The following is a 20,683-nucleotide window of genomic DNA, read 5'->3' as shown; positions in this document are numbered from 1 at the left end:
GATCTACGCATGAACGCACAACCGGTTGAGACGCGCGAGCTGCCCCGGACCAGCCTGAAGGCGAGCCCGATCACGCTGGGCACCTCGTACCTCGGTCGCGGCACGGTCCCAGGGGGCCCAGGGGAGCAGGCGGCGGTCGAGTTCGCGGAGGCGATGCTCAGCGGCCCGTACGCGCTGGTCGACACGTCGAACGAGTACGCCCAGGGACGCAGCGAGGCCGTGCTCGGCATCGCGGCATCCGCTGGGATCGGGCCGGGACGCGCGATCGTCACGAAGACCGACCGCGACGTGGCCACCGGCGTCTTCGACGAGGACCGGGTGCTCTGGTCCTTCGAGGAGAGCTGCACCCGCCTCGGCGTGGAGCGGATCCCGCTGCTGCATCTGCACGATCCGTACTCGGTGAGCTTCGAGGAGGCGACCGGGCCGCGCGGCGCCGTCGCCGGGATGCTGCGGCTGAAGGATCAGGGCCTCGTCGACGCGATCGGCATCGCGGCCGGCCGGGTCGGCCTCGTCGCCCAGTACGTCGGCACAGGCCTCTTCGACGCGCTGCTGACCCACAACCGGTACACGATCGTCGACCAGAGCGCCCTGCCGCTGATCGAGGAGGCCACGAGCCGCGGGATGGCGGTGTTCAACGCGGCGCCGTTCGGCGGCAACCTCCTCGCGAAGGGTGCCGCAAGCGGAGGCAGCTACAACTACACCGCCAGCCCGCCGGCGCTCCTCGAATGGGTCGCCAGAGCCGAGGACGTGGCGGCTCGGCACGGCGTGACCCTCCCCGCCGTCGCGCTCCACTACTCGCTGCGCTCGCCGATGATCCACTCGACCGTCGTGGGCGTCTCCAAGATCGAGCGGATCGCCGAGCTCGAGCGCCTGCGGACCACCGGCATCCCTGACGAGCTGTGGGCGGACCTCGAGGCGCTCGGTCCCGCCCCCAGCCCCGTCACCGACTGACGTCGGCCCGCAGACCGAGGATGCAGCCCTACGTCGAATCCTTCGCGCCAGGCTCCGGCAGACGACGCCCGCGCGCCGACGCGCTGTCCGACGCACGACGGCTGAACCTCAACGGCATGTGGGCGTTCCGGCTGTCCCCGACGGCCGAGGGCACCGGCGACGCCTTCCTCGCCGATGACTTCGACGACTCCCCCTGGGACCGCGTCGCGGTGCCCGGGCATTGGGTGCTCCAGCACGTCACGCCGCCCGGTGAACAGGCGCCGCGCTCCCTGCGCGGCACCGCGGACGGGCCGCTCTACACCAACACCGCGCTGCCGATCCCGCTCGATCCGCCGCGGGTCCCGACCGAGAACCCGACCGGGGACTACCGCCTGGTGTTCACGGTTCCCGAGGACTGGCACGGCGACGGTGTGCTGCGCTTCCAGGGCGTCGATTCGTGCGCCAAGGTGTGGCTGAACGGTGCGGAGCTCGGCTGGTCGACGGGGAGCCGGCTGCCGTTCGAGTTCGACGCGCCGGTCCGGGCGGGGGCGAACGTGCTGGCCGTGCGGGTGCACCGCTGGTCGAGCGGAACCTACCTCGAAGACCAGGACATGTGGTGGCTGCCCGGCATCTTCCGCGATGTCGAGCTGCTCGCGCGGCCCACCGCTGCGATCGACGACCACTTCGTGCACGCCGACTACGACGCCGCCACCGGCACCGGGACACTGCGGGTCGACACCGACGTTCCGGCGACGGTGGAGATTCCGGAGCTCGGCGTGTGCATGCCGGCCGGCGAGACGGCCACCGTGCCGGTCGAACCGTGGAGCGCCGAGTCGCCGCGGCTCTACCGCGGGGTGCTGCGGTCCGCGGGGGAGACCGTCGAGCTGGCCGTCGGCTTCCGCCGGGTGGAGATCCGGGATGGCGTGCTCCTCGCCAACGGGCGCCGCATCTTCCTGGCCGGGGTGAACCGCCACGAGCACGACCAGGACACGGGTCGGACCCTCGACGTCGCGACGATGCGCGAGGACATCCTGCTCATGAAGCGCGCCAATCTCAACGCGGTCCGCACCAGCCACTACCCGCCACATCCCGAGTTCCTGCGGCTCTGCGACGAGCTCGGCATGTGGGTGGTGGAGGAGTGCGACCTGGAGACGCACGGGTTCATCTACGACGGCTGGGCCCGGAATCCGCCGGCGTTGCCCGAGTGGCGGGCGGCGCTCGAGGACCGGGTGCGCCGGATGGTCGAGCGGGACAAGAACCGCCCGAGCGTGCTCCTCTGGTCGATGGCGAACGAGAGCTGGACCGGCGAGACGTTCGGCGTGCTGGAGCGGTTGATCCGCGACCGGGATCCGTCGCGGCCGATCCTCTACGAGCGCGACCCCAGCTATCGCAACTCGGACTTCTATTCGCTCATGTACCCGTCGCTGGAGGCGCTGGAGCTCATCGCCCGGCGGGAGGAGCCGCGGCCGGAGCGCGTGACCGACGAGGAGGACGCCCGGCGCCGGTCGCTGCCGTTCCTGCTGGTGGAGTACGCGCACGCCATGGGAAACGGGCCAGGGTCGCTGGCGGACTACGACCGCATCCTCCGCGGCTCCGAACGGTGCTGCGGCGCGTTCGTCTGGGAGTGGATCGATCATGGCTTCCGCTCCGTGGATCTGGCGGGCGCCGAGTTCACGATGCACGGCGCAGACGTCGACTATTCCCCGAACGGCGGCCGGTTCTGCCTCGACGGGCTGCTCTTCTCCGACCGCACGCCGTCGCCCGGTCTGGCCGAGCTCGCGAAGGTGCTCGAGCCGGTGCGGGTCTCCATCTCCGATCGGGTGACGGTGCGGAACCGGTACGACTTCCTCACCACCGGGCACCTCGCGTTCCGCTGGACGCTCGAGGACGACGGCGTCGAGGTCGCGTCGGGCGCGCTCGACGTTCCCCTCGTGCTGCCTGGGGAGACGGTCGAGGTCCCGCTCCCGGCCGGACCGCGTGAGGCGGCTGGGGAGACATGGCTGACGGTGCAGGCCATGCTCGCGGCCGATGCCTCCTGGGCTTCTGCCGGCCACGTCGTCGCATGGGGCCAGGGTCTTTTGAACGGTCCCTTCGACGGGCTCAGGGATCGCAGTACGCCGGTGGCTGACCCCGTCGAAGCAACCATGCCGCTGACCGCCTCCGTGCTCCGCCTCGGTCCCGCCGTATTCGACGCCCGCAACGGGCGCCTCACCGAGTTCGCGGGCATCCCCCTCGACGGGCCCGAGCTCGACGTGTACCGGGCGCCGACGGAGAACGACCGCGGCCAGGGTGGCCGCAACGACCTCGCGTCCGTCTGGAAGGCGGTGGGGCTCGACCGGATGCTGCACCGCACCGACCAGGTCGCTGTCGAGAACGACGGCACGCTCGTGGTGCGCGGACGCACCGGAACCGCCGCGCACAACCACGGCCTCCGCTCCGTGTTCCGCTGGACCGCGGTCGCCGATTCCGCGGTGCGCCTCGACGTGGACGTCGACTTCGAGGGCGCCTGGACGGACACTCCGTTCCGGCAGCGCGACATCGTGGTGCCGCGGCTGGGGCTGCGCTTCCGGCTGCCGGGCGACTACGCGAACGCCGAATGGTTCGGCCGCGGCCCGGGGGAGTCCTACGTCGACTCGCAGGCCGCCGCCCGCGTCGGCCGCTTCCGCACGAGCATCGACGGGCTGCAGACGCCGTACCCGGTCCCGCAGGAGAACGGCAACCACCTTGACACGAGATGGCTGCGGCTCACCGGAGCCGGCCTGCCGGAGCTGCGCGTCGACGGTGCGCCCACCTTCGCCTTCACGGTGCGGCGCTGGACCTCCGAGGAGCTGGAGCGGGCGAGGAAACCGCACGACCTTGTCGACTCCGGCGCGGTGTGGCTGAACGTCGATGCCGCGCAGCAGGGGATCGGCTCAGCATCGTGCGGCCCGGCACTCCCGGATGGGTACCGCATCCCCCGGGAGCGCACGTCCTGGAGCGTGCTGCTGCAAGCCTGACCTTAGCTCGGTCAGCGGGCCTCGGTTCAGCGGATGGGCCGGCCCGCCTGCCGCGTGGTGGTGCGGATCCGGTACAGGCTCGTCGACGCGACGATGTACAGGTCGCTGCCGTCCACGCCCCCGAAGCAGAGGTTGCCCACCTTCTCCGGGATGGGGATGCGCTCGAGCATTTCCCCGTCGGGCGCGAAGACCTGCACCGAGTCCTCGCTCGACGTCCAGACCCGTCCCTCGACGTCCACGCGGAACCCGTCGGGGACGCCGGGCAGGATCTCGGCGAACGCCCGCGAGTTCTCGCACCGGCCGTCGACGACGTCGTAGGCGCGGATGTGGTGCGGCGCGGAGCGGTCGAGGACCCACGCGGTGTCGGCGACGTACAGCACCCGCTCGTCCGGCGAGAATGCCAGTCCGTTCGGATGCACCATGTCGGTGATGACCGGTGCGAGGACGCCCGCGGCCTCGTCGTAGCGGAACACGAAGCACCCGTCGTATTCCGGGTCGGCCTGGTGCCCCTCGACGTCGGACAGGATGCCGTAGGGCGGGTCGGTGAACCAGATGGCCCCGTCGGAGGCGACGACGACGTCGTTCGGGGAGTTCAGGCGTCGCCCTTCGAAGCGGTCCACGATCGTGGTCGGCACTCCGTCGACCTCCCGCTCGACCGAGCGCCTGCCGTGGCAGCACTGGATGACGTGACCGTCGAGGTCGAGCGTCCTGCCGTTCGTGAACTCGACGTCCTCGCGGTGCACCCGGGTCTCGCCCGAGCGGGCGTCGTACTCCAGGATGCGGTTGTTCGGGATGTCGCTCCACCGCACGGAATGCGACTCCGGGAGCCAGACCGGTCCCTCGCTCCACACCGCGCCGGTGTACAGCTGCTCGAGAATGGATCCAGGGGCGATCAGCGAGAACACCGCACCAGCATTGCACCGTTTCAATCGCCCGGTAGTCTGACTGTTCGCCGCGTCGACGATCGCCCGGCGGCCCGGCCGGGGGAAGGAGACCGCATGGCGGTGAGCGTGCGCGATGTCGCCGAGCTCGCCCGGGTCTCCGTGGGCACAGTCTCCAACGTGCTCAACCGGCCGGAGAAGGTGTCGCCGGACACCGTCGAACGGGTGCAGGCGGCGATCCAGGAGCTGGGTTTCGTGCGCAACGACGTGGCGCGGCAGCTCCGCGTCGGGCGCAGCCGCACGATCGGGCTCGTGGTGCTCGATGTGCGCAACCCGTTCTTCACGGACCTTGCGCGCGGGGCGGAGGAGCGTGCCGCTGAGGCGTCGCTCTCGGTGCTGCTCGGCAACAGCGACGAAGACGCCCGGCGCGAGGCGGCCCACCTCGATCTGTTCGAGGAGCAGCGAGTATTCGGCGTGCTGATCTCCCCGCTGGCACACGCGATGCCGCGCATCGAGCGCCTGCGCGCGCACGGGATCCCGGCGGTGCTCGTCGACCGGGCGGATGAGGATCTCAGCTTCTCCTCGGTCGCCGTCGACGACGTGGCGGGCGGCGAGCTCGCCGTGCAGCACCTGCTCGACCTCGGTCGCCGGCGGATCGCCTTCGTCGGTGGGCCGATGGACATCCGCCAAGTCGCGGACCGCCTCACCGGCGCCCGTCGCGCCGTGGCGCGGGTGCCCGGAGCGACGCTCGAGGTGGTGGAGACCGACGCGCAGACCGTGCTCGCCGGGCGGGCGGCGGGCGAGCGCATCCGGGAGCGCCCCCGGGACGAACGTCCGGATGCCGTCTTCGCCGCCAACGACCTGCTCGCCGTCGGGGCGCTGCAGGCCCTGGTGATGTCCGGCTCCGTTGCCGTGCCCGAGGAGATCGCGCTGATCGGCTACGACGACATCGACTTCGCATCGGCGACGGTGGTGCCGCTCTCATCCATCCGGCAGCCGAGCGTGCTGATCGGGCGCCGCGCGGTCGAGCTGCTGCTGCGCGAGGCCGCCGATCCGCGGAGCCCGCGCGAGCACGTGGTGTTCCAGCCGGAGCTGGTGGCGCGCGCATCGACGCTGGGACGCTCGTGAGCCCTGGTGATCGCGCTTCTGCCGAATGCTCGCGCAATTCCCCGAGCATCTGACCGAATCGCGATCATCGCGTGCGTCTCCTCGTCATCCGACGGATCCGGTCGGTACGCTTGACACGTTTCAAGAGGCCGGATCGCGGCCGGAGCCGGGAGCGTCGATGGCCAGGGTGGGCATTCGGGAGGTGGCGAGCCTCGCCGACGTGTCGCTCGGCACGGTCTCCCACTACCTGAACCACCCCGACCGGGTCTCCGAAGAGAAGGCCCGGCGGATCGCCGACGCGATCGAGCAGCTCGGCTTCGTGCGCAACAACGCCGGCAGGCAGCTGCGCCTCGGGCAGAGCAGCACGATCGCGTACATCGTGCCGGACGTCAGCAACCCGTTCTTCGCGACGATCGCGGAAGGGGTCGAGCAGCGTGCCACCGAGGCGGGACTCGCCGTGTTCATCGCGAACTCGAGCCGTGACCGGGCCCGGGAGGACGCGTACCTGGAGCTGTTCGAGGAGCACGGGGTGCGCGGCATGCTGGTGGCCTCCCCGCGGCCCATCGAGGACCGGCTGGCGGGTGCCCGATCCCGCGGCACCCCGTCCGTGCTGGTCGGCCAGCGCTCCAGCTCGCCCGCGCAGCCGTCCGTCTCCATCGACGACGTCTCCGGCGGCTACCTCGCCGCGAAGCATCTGATCGAGGGCGGATGCCGCCGGCTCGCCTTCATCGGCGGTCCGCTCGCGATCCGGCAGGTCGGCGACCGGCTCCAAGGTGCGAGCAACGCGGTTCGCGAGGCGCCCGGCGTGACGCTCGAGGTGATCGATGTCGCCGACCGGATCATCGCCGAGGGGCACGCGGTGGCCGAGGGGCTCGTCGCGCGCAGCGCCGGGCAGCGCCCGGACGGCGTCTTCGCGGTGAACGACCTGCTCGCGATCGGCATCGCGCAGACCCTGGTCACGAGCGGGGTCCGCGTGCCGGACGACATCGCGCTCGTCGGATACGACGACATCGAGTACGCCGAGAACGCGCTGGTGCCGATCTCCTCCGTGCGACCGCCGCACGAGGACTTCGGGGTCGCCGCGGTCGACCTGCTGCTCGCAGTGGTGTCCGGAGACCCGCCGGCCGAGACGCAGGTCGTCTTCACGCCGGAGCTTCGCGTGCGCGCCAGCTCCCGGCGAGAGACGCAGCCGGCTTGATGCCCCGCGCCGGGACACTGAGCGCGCGCTGGATGCTTTCGGTGCGCTCCGGTTCCGGAAACCTCCCGGCAACACGCCCTCATTAGGCTCACATCATGGCGGACCTCTTCGACGGCTATGGGGCCGAGGTGGCAACCCGGCGTGGTCCGGCCGCCTGGGACGAGATGTTCGCCGACCCGGAGCAGGTGCGTCCGGCCTACCGGGACATCCACACCGCGCTCGCCAGGATGACGCAGGCTGAGCTCCGCGGCCGCACCGAGGCGCTCGCCTCCTCCTACCTGGCACAGGGCGTGACGTTCGACTTCGCCGGCGAGGAGCGCCCGTTCCCGCTCGACGCGGTGCCGCGGGTGATCGAGCAGTCCGAGTGGCGCACCGTGGAGTCCGGCGTCAAGCAGCGCGTGCTCGCCCTCGAAGCGTTCCTCGCCGACATCTACGGGCCGCAGAAGGCGGTCCGCGACGGGGTGATCCCGGCGCGGCTGATCAGCTCGTCCAGCCACTTCCACCGCGAGGTGGCGGGCATCACGAGTGCGAACGGCGTGCGCATCCAGGTCTCCGGCATCGACCTCATCCGCGACGAGAAGGGCGCCTGGCGGGTGCTCGAGGACAACGTGCGAGTGCCGAGCGGCGTCAGCTACGTCATCTCCAACCGCCGTGTCATGGCGCAGACGCTGCCGGAGCTCTTCGTCTCCATGCGGGTGCGGCCGGTGGGCGACTACCCGCACAAGCTGCTCTCGGCGCTCCGCGCATCCGCACCGTCGGGCGTCGATGATCCGACGGTCGTCGTGCTGACCCCCGGCGTCTACAACTCGGCATACTTCGAGCACACGCTGCTGGCGCGCCTGATGGGCGTGGAGCTGGTGGAGGGGCGTGACCTGTTCTGCTCCGGCGGGCGGGTGTGGATGCGCACCACCGCCGGTCCGCGCCGGGTGGACGTGATCTACCGCCGGGTCGACGACGAGTTCCTGGATCCGCTGCAGTTCCGCGCCGACTCCATGCTGGGCTCCCCTGGGCTGCTGCTCGCGGCACGGCTCGGCAACGTCACCATCGCGAACGCGGTGGGCAACGGCGTCGCCGACGACAAGCTGGTCTATACCTATCTGCCCGACTTGATCCGTTACTACCTGGCCGAGGACCCGATCCTGCCGAACGTGGACACCTGGCGGCTCGAGGAGCAGGGTGCGCTGGAGGAGGTGCTCGACCGCCTCGACGAACTGGTGGTGAAACCGGTGGACGCGTCCGGCGGCAAGGGCCTCGTCGTGGGGCCGGCGGCGTCGACGGATGAGCTCGCGGCGCTGCGGCAGCGGCTGATCGCGGATCCCCGCGGCTGGATCGCGCAGCCGGTGGTGCAGCTGTCCACCATCCCGACGCTCGTCGACTCCGGCATGCGGCCACGGCATGCGGACCTTCGGCCGTTCGCCGTGAACGACGGGCGCGACGTGTGGGTGCTGCCCGGCGGCCTGACCCGGGTTGCGCTGCCGGAGGGGCAGCTGGTCGTCAACAGCAGCCAGGGCGGCGGGTCGAAGGACACCTGGGTGGTCGGCCGTGAGCCGATCCGCACGCCGGAGCACAGCATCCAGGAGCTCGTCGGCGATCAGGCATCGCCGACCGGCGCCATCCCGATCCTCGCCGCGGAGCACCTGCAGGACCACAACCCGCAGGACGACCCCCGCCGCGACCAGCAGCAACAGCAGCAGCAACAGCAGCAGGCGCTCCAGGCGCCCTCGGTGTTCCCGAATCGGCTCGATGTGTCCGCCGCGGCAGGCGCATCGAGCCGGAACGGGAACAGTGCGTGCTCCGGGGGCAGCGCATGCTGAGCCGCATCGCAGAGTCGCTCTTCTGGATCGGCCGGTACGTCGAGCGCAGCGACGGCACCGCCCGCATCCTCGACGTGCACCTGCAGCTGCTGCTCGAAGACCCCTGGATCGAGGAGGACATCGCCTGCCGGTCGCTGCTCAGCGTCATGGGCACCGACGCGCCGGAGGGAACCGAGCTGACCCGTGCCGACGTGCTCGACCTGCTCGCCATCGACCGCAACCAGCCGGCCTCGATCGCCTACTCGCTGCACGCGGCGCGCGAGAACGCCCGCCGGGCGCGCGAGATCGTGAGCACCGAGCTCTGGGAGGTGCTCAACACCACCCGGGCGCGGATGCCGCGACGCGTGCCGGGCGACAAGGTGCACGAGTTCTTCGGCTGGGTGCGCGAACGCTCGGCGCTCGCCATCGGCATCATCGAGTCCGCCACCTCCCGCGACGAGGCGTGGAGCTTCTTCACCCTTGGCCGCAGCCTGGAACGGGCGGACATGACGGCGCGCCTGCTCGCCACCCGCGCGCTCACCGAGGCGAGCGGCCCGAGCTGGACCACCATCCTCCGCAGCTGCGGCGCCTACGAGGCGTACCTGCGCACCTACCGCGGGATGCCGAGTGCCCGCAACGCCGCCGAGTTCCTGCTGCTCGACCGGCTGTTCCCGCGCAGCATCCTGTTCTCGGTCAGCCGGGCGGAGGAGTGCCTGCGGGAGCTCGAGCCCAGAAGCGGCCGGGTCGGGGTGAGTGATCAGTCGCAGCGGCTGCTCGGGCAGATCCGCAGCGAGCTGGAGTACCGGCCGATCGCGGAGATCCTCGAGGACCTGCCCCGGCGCATGGACGGCGTGCAGCTGGCGACGAGCGCCGCAAGCGAGGCGATCCGCCGGCGTTACTTCCCGACGAACGCTGCGCCGACCTGGGTGGGGGAGGACGCGACATGAGCCGAATGCGGATCCGGCACAAGACTGGCTTCACCTACGCCGGCGAGGTCACCGCGTCGTACAACGAAGCGCGGATGCTGCCGGCGAGCGCCGACGGGCAGCTCGTGCTCTATTCCCACCTCGACGTCTCGCCGGTGTCGAACGCGCACAACTACGTGGACTACTGGGGCACCCGGGTGAGCTCGTTCGACATCCTCGCGCCGCACCGGGAGCTCGCGCTCACCGCGGAGAGCGTGGTCGAGGTCCGCCCGCGCCGGCAGCCGACAGAGACGCTCGGCTGGGATGAGCTCTCCGCCGTCGTCGAGACGGCCACCGAGTTCATCGACCACCTCGGCCAGACGGCGCGCACCCGGCCTCCGGCAGAGGTCGAGGACCTCGCCCGCTCCGTCGCCGGAACGCCCGGCACCCCCGGCGAGGCGGCGCTCGCCATCTGCACGGCCGTCGGCGAGGCGGTCGAGTACATGCCGGGCGTTACCGGGGTCAGCACCACGGCGGCGGAGGCATGGGAGCAGCGGCGTGGCGTGTGCCAGGACATCACCCATCTCGCCCTGGGCGCGCTGCGGTCGGTCGGGATCCCGGCGCGCTACGTCTCGGGCTATCTGCATCCCCGCCCCAACGCCGCGATCGGCGAGACGATCACCGGAGAGTCGCACGCCTGGGTGGAGTGGTACGCCGGCTCGTGGCGGGGCTTCGATCCCACCAACCTCATCGACATCGGCGACCGCCACGTGATGGTGGGCCGCGGCCGCGACTACTCCGACGTTGCGCCGCTGCGGGGCGTGTACGACGGCCCGCACTCGTCGCAGCTCTTCGTGAGCGTCGAGATCACGCGCGAGGCGTGAGCCCCGGTTTCTGAGCCCGTCGAAGGACCGCCGCTTCGAAACGCCCAGCGACCGGGGTCGCATGCTCTCACGCGGGAGGAGCAGCCGGCTCCCCGCTCGGATCCCTCGGCGGCGGCTGGTAGCGCAGCCGCAGCCGCAGTCGCGCGGACCGGTCGTACGCGACCCGCACACCGCGGTACCGCACGACCCAGACGACGGCGACCGCGGCGGCGACGATCCCGGCGGCGGCCGCCACACCGATCGCCCAGCGCGGCCCGAGCCCGTTCGAGACCGCGCCGACCAGCGGCGCGCCGATCGGCGTGCCGCCGGTGAAGATGGCCATGTAGAGCGCCATCACGCGGCCGCGGAGCATCGCCGGCGTGGTCGTCTGGACATACGCGTTGGCGCTCGTCATGAGGGTGATGGAGGTGACCCCGACGAGGGTCAGCGCCAGCCCGAACAGCTCGAAGCTCGGTGCGAACGCCGCGGCGGTGCAGGCGAACCCGAATCCGGCGGCCGCGGCGACGAGGATCCGCATCCGGGGACGCTCGCGGCGGGCAGCGAGCAGGGCGCCGGCGAGCGAGCCGACCGCCATCACCGACGAGAGGATGCCGTACTCGGCGGCGCCCCGGCCGAACTCGACGGTCGACATGGTGGCGATGAAGATCGCGAAGTTGAACCCGAAGGTGCCCATCAGGAAGATCATCACGAGCACCACGACGATGTCCGATCGGGAGCGCACGTAGCGGAATCCGGCACGAAGCTGCCCCTTCGCACGCTTCGCGCGCGGCGCGGCCCTGAGCTCGACGACCCGCATGAACAGGATCGCCGCGATCACGGCGCCGTAGGTCAGCCCGTTGATCGCGAACACCCAGCCCGCGCCCACGAATGCGATCAGGAGGCCGGCGACGGCCGGGCCGGCGAGGCGAGCGCCGTGGAACGACGCTGAGTTGAGCGCCACCGCGTTCGGCAGCTTCGAGTCGCTCACCAGCTCCGCCACGAAGGTCTGCCGCGCGGGGGCGTCGAGGGCCGCCGAGACCCCGAGCAGCGTCGCCAGCACGTAGACGTGCCACAGCTCCACGGTGCCGGTCAGCACCAGCAGCGCCAGCACCAGGCAGAGCACCGCGGACGAGAGCTGGGTGGCGAGCATCAGCTTGCGCCGGTTGAACGTGTCGGCGATGACGCCGGTCCACGGCAGCAGCAGCAGCTGCGGCACGAACTGGAGCGCCATCGTGATGCCGACGGCCACGGCGTCGTGGTCGGTGAGCTCGGTCAGCACGATCCAGTCCTGGGCCGTTCGCTGCATCCAGGTGCCGATGTTCGACACGAGCGCGCCGGCGAACCACAGCCGGTAGTTGAACGACCGCAGGGAGTGGAACATGGTGCTCACGGTCGCCGGCCCCGGGTGACGAGGCGGGCGGCGTCATCGCGCTCAGGAGGCCGTGCGGTCACCGCGGGGAGGGCGGGGTGAACGCGCGGAGTGGATTGGTGGAGGCGACAGTCCGGCACGGGCTTCCAGCGTAACAAGTTAGCCCCGCTAATCACCTGGAGAAGTCCGGCGTACACTGAGCGGGCGAAGGAGGCAGGATGGTTCGATTCACGGCAGAGCGGCGGGACTTCACGTTCGTCGACGCCGATGGTGTGGAGGTCTCCTACTACGCCTGGATCCATGGCCGGCCGAAGGCGGTCGTGCAGCTGCTGCACGGGCTGGGCGAATACGCCGGACGCTACGAGCAGCTCGCGCAGGAGCTGGTGAACGCCGGCTACAGCGTCTATGCCGATGACCATCGCGGCCACGGACAGACCGGCCTCGGCCAGTGGGAGAGCGACACCACGAAGCTCGGCAAGCTGGGACCCGGCGGGCAGCACGCCACGCTCCGCGCCATTCACCAGCTCACCGGCATCCTGCGCGCCGAGCACCCGGGCGTGCCGATCGTGCTGCTCGGGCACAGCTGGGGTTCCCTGCTCGCGCAGATCCTGGTGAACAAGCACGCGCATGACTACGACGGGCTGGTCCTCACGGGCACCGCGTACCGCCTGCCCGGCTACATGAACGGCGGAGCGCTCAACAAGCGGCACGCCCACCTCGGCACCACCGGCTTCGAATGGCTGAGCCGCGATCCGGAGGTCGCCCGCCGGTTCCAGGAGGACCCGCTCTGCTTCGACGCGAACGCCCGCAAGCTGTTCGGGTTCAAGGAGGCGCTCCGCCTCGTCGGAATGCCGAATCGGCTCACCAAGGACCTGCCCATTCTCATCGCGATCGGCAGTGACGATCCGCTGGGCGGCGAGGCCAGCATCCGGAAGCTTGCCGCGAGCTACCTGAAGCGCGCTCGCGCGAGCGACGTGACGGCGATCATCTACCCGGATGCGCGCCACGAGATCTTCAACGAGACCAACCGCGACGAGGTCTTCACCGACCTGATCGAGTGGCTGGACGCCCGCTTCGGCAAGAGCACTGCCGGGTGAGCGGACCCCTGGTCCGGGAGCGCCGACGGCGCCGCCGTGGGTTGGTAGCCTGGCCGGGGAGGGCGCATGCACGGTGAGTACAAGGTCCCCGGCGGAAAGCTCGTCGTGGTCGACCTCGAGGTTGCCGCCGGGCGCATCGCGGGGTTCCGCCTTGCGGGCGACTTCTTCCTCGAGCCCGACTCCGCGCTGGAGCTGATCGACGCCGCCGTGAACGGCCTGCCGGCCGACAGCGACGCGAAGACGCTCGCGACCGCGGTGTCGAGGGCGCTGCCGGAGGGTGCCGTGCTGCTGGGGTTCACACCGGAGGCGGTCGCCGTCGCGATCCGCCGGGCGCTCGCCAGCGCGACCAGCTTCCGCGACTACGAATGGCAGCTCGTCTGGGGTGAGGCGTATCCCCCGCGAATGCAGCTCGCCCTCGACCAGGTGCTCACCGAGGAGGTCGGCGCCGGGCGACGACCACCGACCCTGCGCATCTGGGAGTGGAACAGCCCCGCCGTCGTGATCGGCAGCTTCCAGTCGCTGCAGAACGAGGTGGACCTCGACAACGCCGCCAAGTACGGCTTCGAGGTGGTGCGCCGGGTGAGCGGAGGCGGCGCCATGTTCATGGACGCCGGCGCCGTCATCACCTACTCGCTCCACGCGCCGATCGAGCTGGTGCAGGGCATGAGCTTCGCCGACTCCTACGCGTTCCTCGACGAGTGGGTGATCGTCGCCCTCAACTCGCTCGGTGTGGAGGCGTTCTACCAGCCGCTCAACGACATCTCGAGTCCCAAGGGGAAGATCGGCGGCGCCGCGCAGAAGCGGCTCGGCAGCGGCGCGGTGCTGCACCACGTCACCATGAGCTACGACATGGATGGCGAGCGGATGACGGAAGTGCTCCGCATCGGCCGCGAGAAGCTCAGCGACAAGGGGACGACCAGCGCGGCGAAGCGCGTCGACCCGCTTCGCAGCCAGACGGGACTGCCGCGGCGGGAGATTCTCGAGCGGATGGTCGAAACCTTCACCGGGTTGTACGGTGCGGTGCCGGGCGAACTGACCGCGGACGAGCTGGCGCGGGCGCGACAGCTGGCGGACGAGAAGTTCGCGAGCGACGAGTGGCTGCGACGGGTTCCCTGACCGCCGATCGCGCGACCGCCTGGGCACGGGCTCAACGTCAACCTGAGGGACGCGCCCGGCGGCGTTCTGTGTCGCCGGGCCAGCGTAGGCTGAGCGGGTGGACTGGTTGATCTTCGCTGCGCTCGCGGTGGCCCTGATCGCGCTCGCCGCGGTGGCGCAGCGAAAGGGGTGGATCGACCTCTCGGACAAGAACAAGTCCTCCGGCGGCGGCGCGAGCCCCATGGTGATCGGCGACGAGGTGTTCAACCCATCGCGCTACGAGGCCGCCATCGAGCTCGACCGTCAGACCGTTCTGCCTGCACCGGCTCCGGTGCCGGGGGACGGCGACAAGGGCGTGTACCAGGGGAACGTGCGCATCGAGCTGCCCCGCGACAGCTGACCGCGCGCCCCGTTGTCCGAAGATCGGTAATACGTCGCACCAATCGGCGTTCGGTCGTACACTGACCGAATGACCCAGGCATCCGCTGGGGCGCGCTCGTTCCTCGGCGCGTCCGACGCCCGTACCCCCGCCGCCCGTCTCGGGGTCGCCGTGGTCCATGACCTGGTGAGCGCCATCGTCACCGGTGAGGTCGCCCCGGGGGACTCCCTGCCCCCGGAAGGCACACTCAGCGCGCACTTCGGGGTGAGCCGCACGGTCGTGCGGGAGTCCGTCAAGCGCATCGAGGAGAAGGGACTCGTCACCGTCATCCAGGGGCGCGGCACGCAGGTGCAGCCGGCGGAGTCGTGGAACATGCTGGACCCCGTGGTCCTGACCGCGCTGGTGGAGAACGACGACTCCCTCGGCGTGCTCGACGAGCTCGCCGTGGTGCGCAGCGCCCTCGAGGGCTCGATGTCGGCCGATGCAGCCGAGCGCCGCAGCGAGGACGAGCTGCGGCGGCTGAGCGCCGCGCTCGACCACATGGCCGAGACGATCGCGGACGGGGAGGCGTACGGTCAGGCCGACGTCGACTTCCACTTCCTCGTGATGGCGATGTCCGGCAACCGCCTCGCCGAGAACATCACGAAGGTGCTCTTCCAGCGCGCCCGCGAGAGCAACCGGTTCGTGGGCGCTGCGGATGAGGCGGCGTTCCACGCCACGCTCGACGAGCACCAGCGGGTGCTCGATGCGATCGCCGCGGGGGATGCGCCCGCCGCGGAGGCCGCCATGCGGCAGCACATCATGGATGCCTGGCAGCGCAGGCGGCTGCCCAACGCCAAGCGCGGCTGATCCGGTCTCCCGCGAGAACGGCCGGAATCGGCGTGCGCGGGCGGCCGCGGCGGCCCATTCCGCCGAACCGGGCCGGATTCGGGTCAGTCGAGGTGCCACGCCTCTTCGAGTGGCTCCCAGTTCGGCGCGTCCGACCCTTCGGTGAACGGCAGCTGGCACGGGCCCGTCTCCGCCCACCAGCGCTGCGTCGCCTCGTCGGCGGCCATCCGCGCCTGGTCGGCCTCGTAGTCCTCGCCGACGTACTCGTAATACCCGAACAGCACGTCGCCCGTCACGAAGATCGTGAAGTTCCGGATGCCGCACGCCGTGATCGTCGCCTCCACCTCCGGCCACACGTTCCGGTGCAGCTCGAGGTAGCGCTCCCGCAGCTCGGGACGCAGTCGCGCCGCCATCCCGAAGCGCCGCACGGCCGCACTCACTGGGGGCGCAGCCGAAGGGTGGTCAGTCCGCCGTCGACGTCGAGGGCCGTGCCCGTGGTCGAGCCGGAGAGGGGGGACGCGAGGTACAGGATGGCGCCGGCCACCTCCTCGGCCGTCACGAGGCGTCCGATCGCCTGGCGGGCGTCGAGCGCCGCGCGCTCCGCGACCGGGTCGGCGGCCTTCTGCAGCATCCGTTCCACCCACGGCGTCGCGGCGGTGCCCGGCCGCACGCAGTTCACCCGGATGCCCTCTCGCACGTGGTCGACTGCCATCGCGAAGGTCAGCGCCTGCACGGCGCCCTTCGTCGCGCTGTACAGCGCTCGGTCCGGGATGCCGTTGCTGGCCGCGACGGATGACACGTTGACGATCGACGCGGCCCGAGAGCGCCGCAGATGCGGCAGGGCGGCGGCCGCCACCCGGGCGGTGCCGGTCACATTGATGTCGAACAGGCGCGCCCACTCGTCGTCGTCGTTCGCCTCGACCGTGCCGATGGCGCCGATCCCGGCGCTGTTGACCACGATGTCGACGCCGCCGAGGTCCGCCGCCACGGTCTCCACCGCGGCGACGACGCCGGCTCGGTCTCGCACGTCGACCGGATGACCGGCGATTGCCTCCGGAACGCCGTCGACGTTGAGGTCGAAGACGGCGACGCGGGCGCCGCGTTCGGTCAGCGCTCGCGCGGTCGCCTCACCGATGCCCGAGCCGCCGCCGGTGACGATGGCGACGAGCCCCTCGAAGTCCCTGCCGATGCCCGACGCCGCGCTCACGCCTGCACCATCCGCTGCCGTGCCGCGCCCAGTCCGTCGATCTCGAGCTCGACCACGTCGCCGTCCCGCAGGTACGGGGTGCCGGCGATGCCCAGCGCGACACCTGCGGGCGTGCCCGTGTTCACCAGATCCCCCGGGTGCAGGACCATGAACTGGCTGAGGTACCACACGATGTGCGCGACGGGGAAGATCATGTTCGCCGTGCTGCCGTCCTGCCGCTGCACCCCGTTGACCGACAGCCGCAGACCGAGCGCCTGCGGGTCGGCGATCTCATCTGCCGTCACCAGCACGGGACCGAGCGGGTTGAACGTCTCGCAGCTCTTGCCCTTGTCCCACTGCCCGCCCCGCTCGAGCTGGAATTCCCGCTCGGAGACGTCATTCGAGACCGCGTACCCCGCGACGCACCCGAGCGCATCGTCGGGGGACGAGAGGTATCGCGCGGTCGAGCCGATCACGACGGCGAGCTCGACCTCCCAATCTGTCTTCGTCGAGGCGCGCGGGATGAGCACGTCGTCGAAGGCGCCCACCACCGTGGACGGGTCCTTCATGAACACGACCGGCTCCTCGGGAACCGCCGCACCGGACTCCGCGGCGTGGTCGCGGTAGTTCAGGCCGATGCAGACCACCTTCCCCGGCCGGGCGATCGGGGCGCCGACGCGCAGTTCCGAAGCGTCGGCCAGCTCCGGCAGCTCGCCCGCCTCGAGGGCCGCCCGCGCGCGGTCGACGCCGCCGGAGCCGAGGAACGCGCCGTCGACGTCCGATGTGAGGGACGACAGGTCGTAGCTGACCCCGTCGCGTTGCAGGACCGGGATCTCCGAGCCGGCGGGCCCGAGGCGTGCGATGTTCATTCGTCTCCTAGTGTGTCGAGTGCGTAGAAGCGTTCGGCGGTGCCCCCGAGGATGGCGTCCCGCTCATGAGCGCTGAGAGGTGCGAGCAATTCGGTCATCGCGGCCCACGACCGGTCGTAGCCGCCGGCGAGGTCGCTGACCGGCCAGTCGCCGCCGTACATCAGGCGCTCGGCGCCGAACAGCTCGAGGGCGTCGTCGACGAAGGGGCGCAGCTGTTCGGTGGTCCAGGCGCCGAGATCCCCGGTGCTGGAGTACAGCCCGGACAGCTTCGCGTGGGTGCGCGGGTCGGCCGCGGCTTCGGCCAGCAGCCGGCGCCACTGGGACCGCTCCTCTGCGGCGCCGCCGATCGGGGGCTTGCCGAGATGGTCGATGACGACGTTCAGGTCCGGATGCCGCCTGCGCAGGACGGGGAGTTCCGCGAGCGCCGCGGGACCGGCGGTCACGAAGTCGAGCGGGATTTCCCAGCGGGCGAGTTCGGCGAGGCTCCGATCGCCTTCCGGCCGGAGCAGCCATTCCGGCTCACGCTCGTGGATGAGGTTGCGGATGCCGACAACGTGCAGCGACCCGGTCAGCGACGCGAGACGCTCGGGGAGCTGGTCCGGCCGGTCCAGGGGAGCCCAGGCGACGACGCCGACGACCTCCCGATGCCGCCGCGCCGTCTCGAGCATCAGGTCCGTGTCCTCGGTGTTGTCGGAGGCCTGCACCAGCACGACGCCGCCGATGCCGAGCCGGGAGAGCGTCGGCGTGAGCTCGTCCAGACCGATCGCGCGGTTCAGGCCTCCCGTGCCGTTCCCGAGCCACGGGTAGTCGGCGCGGGCCGGGTCCCACACGTGCACATGGGCGTCGAGGATCACGCGCCCTCCAGGCTCGCCCACAGTTCCTCGGGGATCGGCGCGCTGTACCGGGCGACGCTCGACGCCACCTGCTCGCGTGTGCGGGTGCCGACCACGACCGAGGTGACCGCGGGGTGCCGCAAGGGGAACTGCACAGCGGCGTCCGGAAGGGTCGCGCCGTACTCGGCGCATACGGCGGCCATGGCGCGAGCGCGCTGGATCACCTCGGGAGGCGCGGTGTCGTAGTCGTACCGGGCGTCCGAGGTCACCTCCGCGCGGCTCAGGAGTCCGGAGTTGTAGACGGCCGCCGCGACCACCGCCACACCCCGCGCCTCGGCCATCGGCAGGAGGTCGTCCGCCGCGCTGCGGTCGAGCAGCGTGTAGCGCCCCGCGACCATCACGATGTCGACGTCACACCGGCGCACGAACTCCGTGAGCATCGCGGACTGGTTCATGCCCGCCCCGATCGCCCGCACGACGCCCTCGTCGCGCAGTTCGACGAGCGCGGCGATGCCGGTCGTCGACGCCGCCTCCCAGTGGTCGTCGGGGTCGTGCAGGTAGGCGATGTCGACCCGGTCGAGCCCCAGCCGGTCCAGACTCTGCTCGAGCGAGCGCCGGATGCCGTCCCGACTGAAGTCCCACTCGCGACGATGGGTCGCCGGTGTGACGAAATCGTGGTCATCCAGCTCCCCGGCGGCAGCCCGATCCGGCGTCGGGACGAGCGCCCGCCCCATCTTCGTGGAGAGCACGAAATCGTCCCGCGGCCGGCCGGCCAGGGCTGCGCCCAGCCGCCGCTCCGACAGACCGATGCCATAGTGCGGCGCCGTGTCGAAGTACCGCACGCCGGCATCCCAGGCCGCGTCGACGGCCGCGGTGGACGCCTCGTCGGTGGTCTCCCGGTTGAGATTGCCCAGCTGGGCCGCGCCGAAGCCGACCTCGGTGAGCGGAAGACCTCGCGGAGTGGATCGCGTGCGGATGCGTCGTCCTTCCTCGTCGAGCGCTCGTGCAGGATTCATCGTACGGACCGGTGAGCTCGTCAACGCTGCGGGGTCACTTCGGGAACTCGTGAGCCTCGGAGACGAGGCTCAGCCCCGCCCGCTGCGGCCGCACGTGCGGACCCGCCGGGACCGCCCACGACCCGTCGTTGTTGCCCGCGGTGATCACGTCCTCGTCGACCTCGATGCCGGCGCCGGGGCCGTCGCCGAGCACGATGCCGCCGTCCGCGCAGTGCTGGTCGAGCGTGACGCCGAACGGAGTCCCGAGGTCCTGCACCTCGGCGGTCAGGTGGTTCGGCACGGACGACGCCGCGTGTGCTACCGCTGCGTTGGCGCTGAGCCCGACCGGGCTGATCGGCAGATTCCGCGAGTGCGCCGCAGCAGCCACCCGGAGGAAGTGGGTGACGCCCCAGACCGCGCCCGCCTGCACGATGTCGACGGCACCGTGCTCGAAGAGCGGCGCGTACTGCTCCAGACCGGTGAGGTTCTCTCCGGTCGCGACTGCCGCCTTCACGGATCGGCTGAGCCGGGCGTGGCCGGCGGCGTCCCAGCGGCGCAGCGGCTCTTCGACCCAGGTCAGATCCACCCGCTGCTCCATCGCGGTGACGTAGCGGATGGCCTGCTTCAGGTTCCACGACTCGTTGGCGTCGATCATGAGTGCGGGCTTGGCGGTGTTCCGGCGCAGCGCGTCGGCGAGGATGTCGAGCCGGGCTGCGTCGGCGTCCACGTCGCGGCCGCCCTTCAGCTTGCCGCTGGTGAACCCGTGCTCGGCCATCGAGGTGTAGAAGCCCGAGAGCTCGGTGTCGTCGAGGGCGATGTCGAGCCCCGAAGCGTAGCCGGGCACGAAGCGGTCCCGTGCCCCGAGCAGGCGCCAGAGCGGTTCGCCGGCGAGCTTCGCCTTGAGGTCCCAGATCGCGGAGTCGAGGGTGCCCAGGCCCCCGAAGGTCGCGCCGCCGTGGCCGGTCTTGAACACGGCCGCGAGCATCCGGTCATAGAGCGCGGGAGCGGCGCGGGGGTCTTCGCCCTCGATCGCCGGGAACAGCCGGTCGACGTCGGCGTGGGAGCCCATGCCGATTCCTGTCACGCCTTCGTCGGTCTCCAGCAGCACGAGTGGGACATCCGTCAGCCCGGAGGCGATGACGCCGTTGACGTCTCCGACCGGCCGTCTCCAGTCATGGAACGTTCGGAGGCAGCGGTAGCCGGTGATCTTCATATCGTCCTTGATTCCTCTGCCGGTGGAGAGCACGGACCGGCGGGGTCCGCGTGAAAGAGCATACATCACACGTCTTAGCGCGCTATGATCGATTCGGCGCGACCGGTTCGCCGTGCGCGCCGGCAGCGTCGACTCGACCAAAGGGG

19 protein-coding genes are annotated in these 20,683 nt (G+C 71.0%); 11 read left to right on the top strand and 8 right to left on the bottom strand.

Annotated elements, in window-relative coordinates; all coding sequences use genetic code 11:
- The first annotated feature begins 9 nt into the window (after nucleotides 1-9).
- Together ACFFGH_RS20265 and ACFFGH_RS20260 are read left to right on the top strand one after the other, a co-directional pair.
- On the top strand, nucleotides 10-951 hold the full coding sequence (locus ACFFGH_RS20265; protein WP_386671688.1) for an aldo/keto reductase: 942 nt from the start codon (nucleotides 10-12) through the stop codon (nucleotides 949-951).
- Between the two features lie 20 nt (nucleotides 952-971).
- Complete coding sequence (locus ACFFGH_RS20260; protein ID WP_386671686.1) at nucleotides 972-3,926, top strand: glycoside hydrolase family 2 TIM barrel-domain containing protein; 2,955 nt, start codon at nucleotides 972-974, stop codon at nucleotides 3,924-3,926.
- 26 nt (nucleotides 3,927-3,952) lie between these two features.
- Here ACFFGH_RS20260 and ACFFGH_RS20255 read toward each other — a convergent pair whose 3' ends face one another.
- Nucleotides 3,953-4,831 carry an SMP-30/gluconolactonase/LRE family protein gene (locus ACFFGH_RS20255; RefSeq protein ID WP_386671684.1) on the bottom strand — a complete coding sequence of 293 codons (879 nt, stop codon included), beginning with the start codon at nucleotides 4,829-4,831 and terminating at the stop codon, nucleotides 3,953-3,955.
- A 93-nt stretch (nucleotides 4,832-4,924) separates the two neighbouring features.
- On the opposite strand from ACFFGH_RS20255, the gene ACFFGH_RS20250 reads away from it, so the two are divergent.
- From ACFFGH_RS20250 to ACFFGH_RS20230, 5 genes are all read left to right on the top strand, one after another.
- Complete coding sequence (locus ACFFGH_RS20250; RefSeq protein WP_386671682.1) at nucleotides 4,925-5,935, top strand: LacI family DNA-binding transcriptional regulator; 1,011 nt, start codon at nucleotides 4,925-4,927, stop codon at nucleotides 5,933-5,935.
- A gap of 157 nt (nucleotides 5,936-6,092) precedes the next feature.
- Nucleotides 6,093-7,112 carry a LacI family DNA-binding transcriptional regulator gene (locus ACFFGH_RS20245; RefSeq protein WP_386671681.1) on the top strand — a complete coding sequence of 340 codons (1,020 nt, stop codon included), beginning with the start codon at nucleotides 6,093-6,095 and terminating at the stop codon, nucleotides 7,110-7,112.
- Nucleotides 7,113-7,207: 95 nt separating this feature from the next.
- The gene (locus ACFFGH_RS20240; protein ID WP_446686161.1) at nucleotides 7,208-8,926 is read left to right on the top strand and encodes a circularly permuted type 2 ATP-grasp protein; all 1,719 of its coding nucleotides are present in this window, start codon (nucleotides 7,208-7,210) and stop codon (nucleotides 8,924-8,926) included.
- Nucleotides 8,920-9,852, top strand: coding sequence for an alpha-E domain-containing protein (locus tag ACFFGH_RS20235; protein WP_386671679.1), 933 nt, complete (start codon nucleotides 8,920-8,922; stop codon nucleotides 9,850-9,852). Before ACFFGH_RS20240 ends, ACFFGH_RS20235 begins: the two co-directional genes overlap by 7 nt.
- On the top strand, nucleotides 9,849-10,694 hold the full coding sequence (locus tag ACFFGH_RS20230) for a transglutaminase family protein (protein WP_386671677.1): 846 nt from the start codon (nucleotides 9,849-9,851) through the stop codon (nucleotides 10,692-10,694). The genes ACFFGH_RS20235 and ACFFGH_RS20230 overlap by 4 nt, the downstream gene beginning before the upstream one ends.
- 67 nt (nucleotides 10,695-10,761) lie before the next feature.
- Here the strand turns inward: ACFFGH_RS20230 and ACFFGH_RS20225 are convergent, their stop codons facing one another.
- Complete coding sequence (locus tag ACFFGH_RS20225; RefSeq protein WP_386671675.1) at nucleotides 10,762-12,054, bottom strand: MFS transporter; 1,293 nt, start codon at nucleotides 12,052-12,054, stop codon at nucleotides 10,762-10,764.
- Nucleotides 12,055-12,260: 206 nt separating this feature from the next.
- Between ACFFGH_RS20225 and ACFFGH_RS20220 the strand changes: the two genes are divergently transcribed.
- From ACFFGH_RS20220 to ACFFGH_RS20205, 4 genes are all read left to right on the top strand, one after another.
- Nucleotides 12,261-13,139, top strand: coding sequence for an alpha/beta fold hydrolase (locus ACFFGH_RS20220; RefSeq protein WP_386671673.1), 879 nt, complete (start codon nucleotides 12,261-12,263; stop codon nucleotides 13,137-13,139).
- Between the two features lie 66 nt (nucleotides 13,140-13,205).
- On the top strand, nucleotides 13,206-14,255 hold the full coding sequence (gene lplAB / locus ACFFGH_RS20215; protein ID WP_386671671.1) for a lipoate-protein ligase LplAB: 1,050 nt from the start codon (nucleotides 13,206-13,208) through the stop codon (nucleotides 14,253-14,255).
- Nucleotides 14,256-14,352: 97 nt separating this feature from the next.
- Entirely contained in the window at nucleotides 14,353-14,634 is a 282-nt protein-coding gene (locus ACFFGH_RS20210) for a hypothetical protein (protein ID WP_386671669.1), read from the top strand.
- A 69-nt stretch (nucleotides 14,635-14,703) separates the two neighbouring features.
- Nucleotides 14,704-15,462, top strand: a complete 759-nt coding sequence (locus ACFFGH_RS20205) for a FadR/GntR family transcriptional regulator (protein ID WP_386671667.1) — start codon at nucleotides 14,704-14,706, stop codon at nucleotides 15,460-15,462.
- An 83-nt stretch (nucleotides 15,463-15,545) separates the two neighbouring features.
- Here ACFFGH_RS20205 and ACFFGH_RS20200 read toward each other — a convergent pair whose 3' ends face one another.
- From ACFFGH_RS20200 to ACFFGH_RS20175, 6 genes are read right to left on the bottom strand one after another with little or no spacing between them, the layout of a single operon-like run.
- Nucleotides 15,546-15,881: an L-rhamnose mutarotase gene (locus tag ACFFGH_RS20200; protein ID WP_386671665.1), complete on the bottom strand. Its 336-nt coding sequence runs from the start codon at nucleotides 15,879-15,881 to the stop codon at nucleotides 15,546-15,548.
- Nucleotides 15,878-16,648: an SDR family NAD(P)-dependent oxidoreductase gene (locus ACFFGH_RS20195; protein WP_386671663.1), complete on the bottom strand. Its 771-nt coding sequence runs from the start codon at nucleotides 16,646-16,648 to the stop codon at nucleotides 15,878-15,880. Before ACFFGH_RS20195 ends, ACFFGH_RS20200 begins: the two co-directional genes overlap by 4 nt.
- Entirely contained in the window at nucleotides 16,645-17,496 is an 852-nt protein-coding gene (locus ACFFGH_RS20190) for a fumarylacetoacetate hydrolase family protein (RefSeq protein WP_386671661.1), read from the bottom strand. The genes ACFFGH_RS20195 and ACFFGH_RS20190 overlap by 4 nt, the downstream gene beginning before the upstream one ends.
- On the bottom strand, nucleotides 17,493-18,350 hold the full coding sequence (locus tag ACFFGH_RS20185; protein ID WP_386671659.1) for an amidohydrolase family protein: 858 nt from the start codon (nucleotides 18,348-18,350) through the stop codon (nucleotides 17,493-17,495). The genes ACFFGH_RS20190 and ACFFGH_RS20185 overlap by 4 nt, the downstream gene beginning before the upstream one ends.
- A complete protein-coding gene (locus tag ACFFGH_RS20180; protein ID WP_386671657.1) occupies nucleotides 18,347-19,345 on the bottom strand; it encodes an aldo/keto reductase in 999 nt (332 codons plus the stop codon). Before ACFFGH_RS20180 ends, ACFFGH_RS20185 begins: the two co-directional genes overlap by 4 nt.
- 34 nt (nucleotides 19,346-19,379) lie before the next feature.
- Entirely contained in the window at nucleotides 19,380-20,537 is a 1,158-nt protein-coding gene (locus ACFFGH_RS20175) for a mandelate racemase/muconate lactonizing enzyme family protein (protein ID WP_386671655.1), read from the bottom strand.
- Nucleotides 20,538-20,683 lie beyond the last annotated feature (146 nt).

The sequence above is a fragment of the Lysobacter korlensis genome, from assembly GCF_042434515.1.
The sequence above is the reverse complement of the archived record's forward strand: the minus strand, read 5'-3'. Positions and strand labels throughout refer to the sequence as shown.

Bases quoted from the DNA above. Each gene is read 5' to 3' on its own strand.
- ACFFGH_RS20265 (WP_386671688.1), top strand. From the start codon at position 10: ATGAACGCACAACCGGTTGAGACGCGCGAGCTGCCCCGGACCAGCCTG.
- ACFFGH_RS20260 (WP_386671686.1), top strand. From the start codon at position 972: ATGCAGCCCTACGTCGAATCCTTCGCGCCAGGCTCCGGCAGACGACGC.
- ACFFGH_RS20250 (WP_386671682.1), top strand. From the start codon at position 4,925: ATGGCGGTGAGCGTGCGCGATGTCGCCGAGCTCGCCCGGGTCTCCGTG.
- ACFFGH_RS20245 (WP_386671681.1), top strand. From the start codon at position 6,093: ATGGCCAGGGTGGGCATTCGGGAGGTGGCGAGCCTCGCCGACGTGTCG.
- ACFFGH_RS20240 (WP_446686161.1), top strand. From the start codon at position 7,208: ATGGCGGACCTCTTCGACGGCTATGGGGCCGAGGTGGCAACCCGGCGT.
- ACFFGH_RS20235 (WP_386671679.1), top strand. From the start codon at position 8,920: ATGCTGAGCCGCATCGCAGAGTCGCTCTTCTGGATCGGCCGGTACGTC.
- ACFFGH_RS20230 (WP_386671677.1), top strand. From the start codon at position 9,849: ATGAGCCGAATGCGGATCCGGCACAAGACTGGCTTCACCTACGCCGGC.
- ACFFGH_RS20225 (WP_386671675.1), bottom strand. From the start codon at position 12,054: ATGTTCCACTCCCTGCGGTCGTTCAACTACCGGCTGTGGTTCGCCGGC.
- ACFFGH_RS20220 (WP_386671673.1), top strand. From the start codon at position 12,261: ATGGTTCGATTCACGGCAGAGCGGCGGGACTTCACGTTCGTCGACGCC.
- lplAB (WP_386671671.1), top strand. From the start codon at position 13,206: ATGCACGGTGAGTACAAGGTCCCCGGCGGAAAGCTCGTCGTGGTCGAC.
- ACFFGH_RS20205 (WP_386671667.1), top strand. From the start codon at position 14,704: ATGACCCAGGCATCCGCTGGGGCGCGCTCGTTCCTCGGCGCGTCCGAC.
- ACFFGH_RS20190 (WP_386671661.1), bottom strand. From the start codon at position 17,496: ATGAACATCGCACGCCTCGGGCCCGCCGGCTCGGAGATCCCGGTCCTG.
- ACFFGH_RS20180 (WP_386671657.1), bottom strand. From the start codon at position 19,345: ATGAATCCTGCACGAGCGCTCGACGAGGAAGGACGACGCATCCGCACG.
- ACFFGH_RS20175 (WP_386671655.1), bottom strand. From the start codon at position 20,537: ATGAAGATCACCGGCTACCGCTGCCTCCGAACGTTCCATGACTGGAGA.